The organism is bacterium CG_4_10_14_0_2_um_filter_33_32, from assembly GCA_002792735.1.
Taxonomy (GTDB): domain Bacteria; phylum Patescibacteriota; class CPR2_A; order CG2-30-33-46; family CG2-30-33-46; genus CG2-30-33-46.
Map to the genome: position 1 here is coordinate 1 of PFOW01000008.1, position 4,245 is coordinate 4,245.

The window sequence follows — 4,245 nt, forward strand, 5'->3', positions numbered from 1 at the left end:
ATCTTGGCAAATACTATACAATCTGCCAGCTTCGGCGCGAAGCGCCGAGGCAATAAACTCGCAACATACAATGTGGCTCCGGGGGTCGGGCTCGAACCGACAACCCACTGGTTACATTTATCCTAAAGTTTCTTTTAGGGATGGACTATATCATCACCCGCTTTTAAGCTTGGGTGCTGGGCGCTTCGCCCCGATATACATCGGGACTACGGATTTCTCCTAGTCTCTGAACCTTGTCCGAAGTACTTCGGACCTTGGCTGCGGATTACCTTCGTCTTTACGCTAAGGTTTCCCGTCCCGAAATAAATTCGGGATCCCGACAACATTAAATTTAATTTACAATTGTATTTGTCGGGACAATTCACCCAGTTTTCACTCCAAAGTTTCCTTTGGAGGCTGCGTTGCTTCACAGCCAGTTGCTCTACCATTGAGCTACCCCGGAATAATTAAATTTTCAAAGATATATGATATTTTAGCAAGTTTCTGAAAATTTTTCCAGTGTTTAAAATCTTAACGTAAGTAATCTTTCAATTTTTTACTTTCTCTGTGTCTTCTAAGTTTAGCGAGTGCTTTTGCTTCTATCTGTCTGATTCTTTCCCGAGTTACCCCAAATTCCTGACCAACTTCTTCTAGAGTATGACTCCTGCCGTCATCCAAACCAAATCTCATTCTTAATATCTTTTGCTCCCTTGGAGATAAGTATTGAAGGATATCCTGAATATGCCCTCTCAGCAACTGATAAGTTGCTGCTTCATACGGAGATAAACTGTCTTCGTCCTCAATAAAGTCTCCTAATCTTGAATCTTCTTCTTCTCCAACAGGCGCTTCCAAGGAAACAGTTTCTTGGGAAATTTTGATAATATGTCTTACCTTATCTACATCAATTTCCATTTCTGAAGCGATTTCTTCAGGTAATGGTTCGCGTCCTAAATCCTGAACTAACCTTCTCTGAACTCTGATCAATTTATTTATTGTTTCAACCATATGAACAGGGATTCTAATTGTTCTGGCTTGGTCTGCAATTGCCCTTGTTATTGCCTGCCTGATCCACCACGTAGCATAAGTTGAAAATTTATATCCCTTAGTATAGTCAAATTTTTCAACTGCTCTTAATAAGCCTGTGTTGCCTTCCTGAATCAAATCAATAAGTTCCAAGCCTCTACCAATATATTTTTTAGCGATTGAAACTACTAATCTTAAATTTGCTTCTGCTAATTTTCTGGCTGCAGATTGATCACCCTTTTCAATTTTTTTAGCAAGTTCAACTTCTTCAATTGCCTTCAAAAGAGGCACTCTACCAATTTCTCTAAAATACATTTTTACGGAATCATCTGAAATATGGGATAAATTTTCTTCGGATGCTATTATTGCCTTTGCTTCTGCATCCTCATCTTCTTCGTCTTCCCAGATCATCCTATCTTTCACATCTAAAATTTCAACACCCATATCCATCAACTTAGAATATAATTCATCAACAGCATCAATATGTTCTTCTAGATCTGGAACCGCACCCATTATTTCCTGTTGTGTAACAAACCCCTGCTCTTTGCCTTTATTTATTAAAGTCTCCACTTCATCCTTGGAAATAGCTTTATCACCTACTTTTATTTCTTTAATCTGCTTTTCAGCTTTTTTTACTTTTGCGGTTGATTTTATAACGGGTTTTTTCGGTTTCTTTTTAACAGATTGCTTTACTTTTTTAACTTTTTTAACCACCTTAACTTTTTTAGCTTTTTTCTTTGCAATCTTTTTTACGGGTTTTTTCTGAACTTTTTTTACTTTTGCAGACTTAGTCTTTTTAGCTTGCTTTTTATTTAGTATCTTTCCTTTGGGTTTTTTAACAACTTTAACTTTCTTCTTTAAGGATAAGGTCTTTTTTTTATTTTGACTCTTTTTCTTTAGTACTTTAGTTGCCTTTGGCTTCTTTTTAGAAACTACATTTTTTTTCTTATTAGGTTTTTTAATTGAAGAAGTCTTTGATTTTACAGCTTTCTTTAAAACCTTTTTTACCTTATTTTTTTTCATTACTAAAACTCCTTAATTTCTTTTTCTTTTTCGAGAATCTCCTGAAACTCTTTCATCAAATTATGCAAATTGTCAGAATTTTTGGATTCTTCTTCCTTAATTCGAAATCTTAATTCTTCTTTTAATACTGTAATTTTAAATTCCTTTAATCTTTTATAACAAAATTTTGCTTCTTTAAAAATTTCATCATTATCAGCATCTTTATAACCTTCTTCGGTAATAAACATAAGTATAGAAGCATAAGGTTTTAACTCTTCGTCATTTATGTCTTTAAGGTTAAAGTTTCTATTCTTCTCAAAAATCTGTTTCAATGCATGAAACAATTGCCTGTCTTGATTTTGAAAATCTTCATCTTCAAGTAAAGATATAAACTCTTCTAACGTCACGGGAAAAGATAATAATAACCCCAATAAGGCCTCTGTAGTTATTTTTTCAGCGGTTTTTTTAACCACCTTTCCCTGAGTCTTTCTGGGCTCGTTGTGTTTTTCAAGTTTTATCTTTTTTAAAGCTTCGATAATGGAAGATTCAGGAACTTGAATTTTGCTTGCTAATGTTTGAATGTAATAAGATGCCTCTATGGAATTTTGCATCCTCTTTAAAAAGGGCAGAATTTCCGAAGCTACTTTTTTCTTAAAAGTGACATCTTGCTCTGATTTACTTATTTTACCAAATAATTTATCAAAATAAAAATCCAGACAAGGTTTTGACTCTTTTAAAGATTTCTTCCATGACAAATTATCTGCTTTTATCATTTCATCAGGATCTTTAAACTCACCTAAATCTGCAATTTTTATATTAGCCCCTTCCTCTAAAGCGAGAAAAATTCCTCTTTTTAATGCTTCACTTCCAGCATCATCTTTATCAAGCGCAAAAATTATATTAGAAGTATATCTCTTTATAATTTTAATTTGATCTCTGGTTAACGCCGTACCGGAAGAAGCAACAACATTTTTTACACCGTTCTGCCAAGAAGATACAACATCCATATTACCTTCGACTAAACTCACCCATTTTTTTTCTAATATTTCTCTTTTTGCTTTATCCAAACCAAAAAGGACTTTTGATTTCTCGTATATTTCAGTTTCGGGTGTATTTATATATTTAGCAACTTTTTCATCAGTTAGTATTCTGGCCGTAAAACCTAAGGCAGCACCAGCAGGATTAATTATCGGAAACATCAATCTTCCGTAAAATCTATCTGCTATATCGCCTCTATTCTTTTTAACCGCGAGACCTGCTTTCACTATATCATCTGATTTATACCCTTTACTTTGCAAAAAATTTACCAGCTTGGAAAAACTTTTGGGAGCATACCCTAAACGAAATTCTATGATCGTTGCTTTATCAACTTTTCTTTCAATCAGATAATCTCTGGCGATTTGAGCCTCTGGGGATTCTTCCAAGAATCTATGATAATAAGAAGCGGCCAGATTATTAAGTTCAAATAAAAGACTCTTTTTGTTTAATCCAGATTCAATTATTTTAACTGAAGTAAGATTAACTCCTGCTTTTTTTGCTAAAAATCTTAAAGCGCCTCCAAAATCCAAACCTTCCATCTCCATAATAAAACTAAAAACATCTCCACCCTTTTGACATCCAAAACAATGCCAAATTTGTTTATCGGGACTAATCATAAAAGAAGGAGTTTTTTCTTTATGAAAAGGACAAACGGCTTTATAATTTCTACCGGCTTTTTTAACATTGATATAACTTGAAATTAAATCAACGATATCTATTCTTGTTTTTATGTCTTCTAATTCGTTCATAATGAATGGCGGTGGGACAGGGATTCGAACCCTGGATACCCTTGCGGGTATACCTACTTTCCAAGCAGGCGCACTAGACCGCTATGCGATCCCACCAGATTTATATCCTTTATTTATATTATACTTCAAAATTATTAAAATTGGGCAAAAGAAAAAGGCAAATATTACCTTGGTAAAAAGTTGTAGTTAGTAATAGTTGAATAATGAACATAAAAAATAATTTTAAGATTAGATATTGCCAGTTATGAATTGAAATTCTTGTTGTAGTGTATGGAAAATGTCGATTACTCTGCCTGAGTATTTAGAATCATTTAAATGCAATACTGTAATACTGCTTCTACCCAGCCAGTGCGTTCCCTCAAAATGAGATTCGATAATTTCTTTTGCTTTAGTGTTCAAGTGGTCGTATATGTTTTTAATGAGATCAATTATGCTTGAATGAGAAAAATTCTGT

At 33.9% G+C, this 4,245-nt stretch carries 2 protein-coding genes and 1 tRNA gene; all 3 read right to left on the bottom strand.

Annotation, left to right across the window (positions count from 1 at the left end; all coding sequences use genetic code 11):
• Positions 1-510 precede the first annotated feature (510 nt).
• The 3 genes from rpoD to COX95_00470 all read right to left on the bottom strand — a co-directional run bounded on the left by rpoD (position 511) and on the right by COX95_00470 (position 3,887).
• Positions 511-2,025: an RNA polymerase sigma factor RpoD gene (rpoD, locus tag COX95_00460; protein ID PIZ86624.1), complete on the bottom strand. Its 1,515-nt coding sequence runs from the start codon at positions 2,023-2,025 to the stop codon at positions 511-513.
• A gap of 2 nt (positions 2,026-2,027) precedes the next feature.
• Positions 2,028-3,791, bottom strand: coding sequence for a DNA primase (locus tag COX95_00465; GenBank protein ID PIZ86625.1), 1,764 nt, complete (start codon positions 3,789-3,791; stop codon positions 2,028-2,030).
• 6 nt (positions 3,792-3,797) lie between these two features.
• A tRNA-Ser gene (locus COX95_00470) sits at positions 3,798-3,887 on the bottom strand.
• Between the last annotated feature and the right edge of the window lie 358 nt (positions 3,888-4,245).

Excerpts from the sequence above, each read along its gene's own strand:
- rpoD (PIZ86624.1), bottom strand. The coding sequence starts at position 2,025 with ATGAAAAAAAATAAGGTAAAAAAGGTTTTAAAGAAAGCTGTAAAATCA.
- COX95_00465 (PIZ86625.1), bottom strand. The coding sequence starts at position 3,791 with ATGAACGAATTAGAAGACATAAAAACAAGAATAGATATCGTTGATTTA.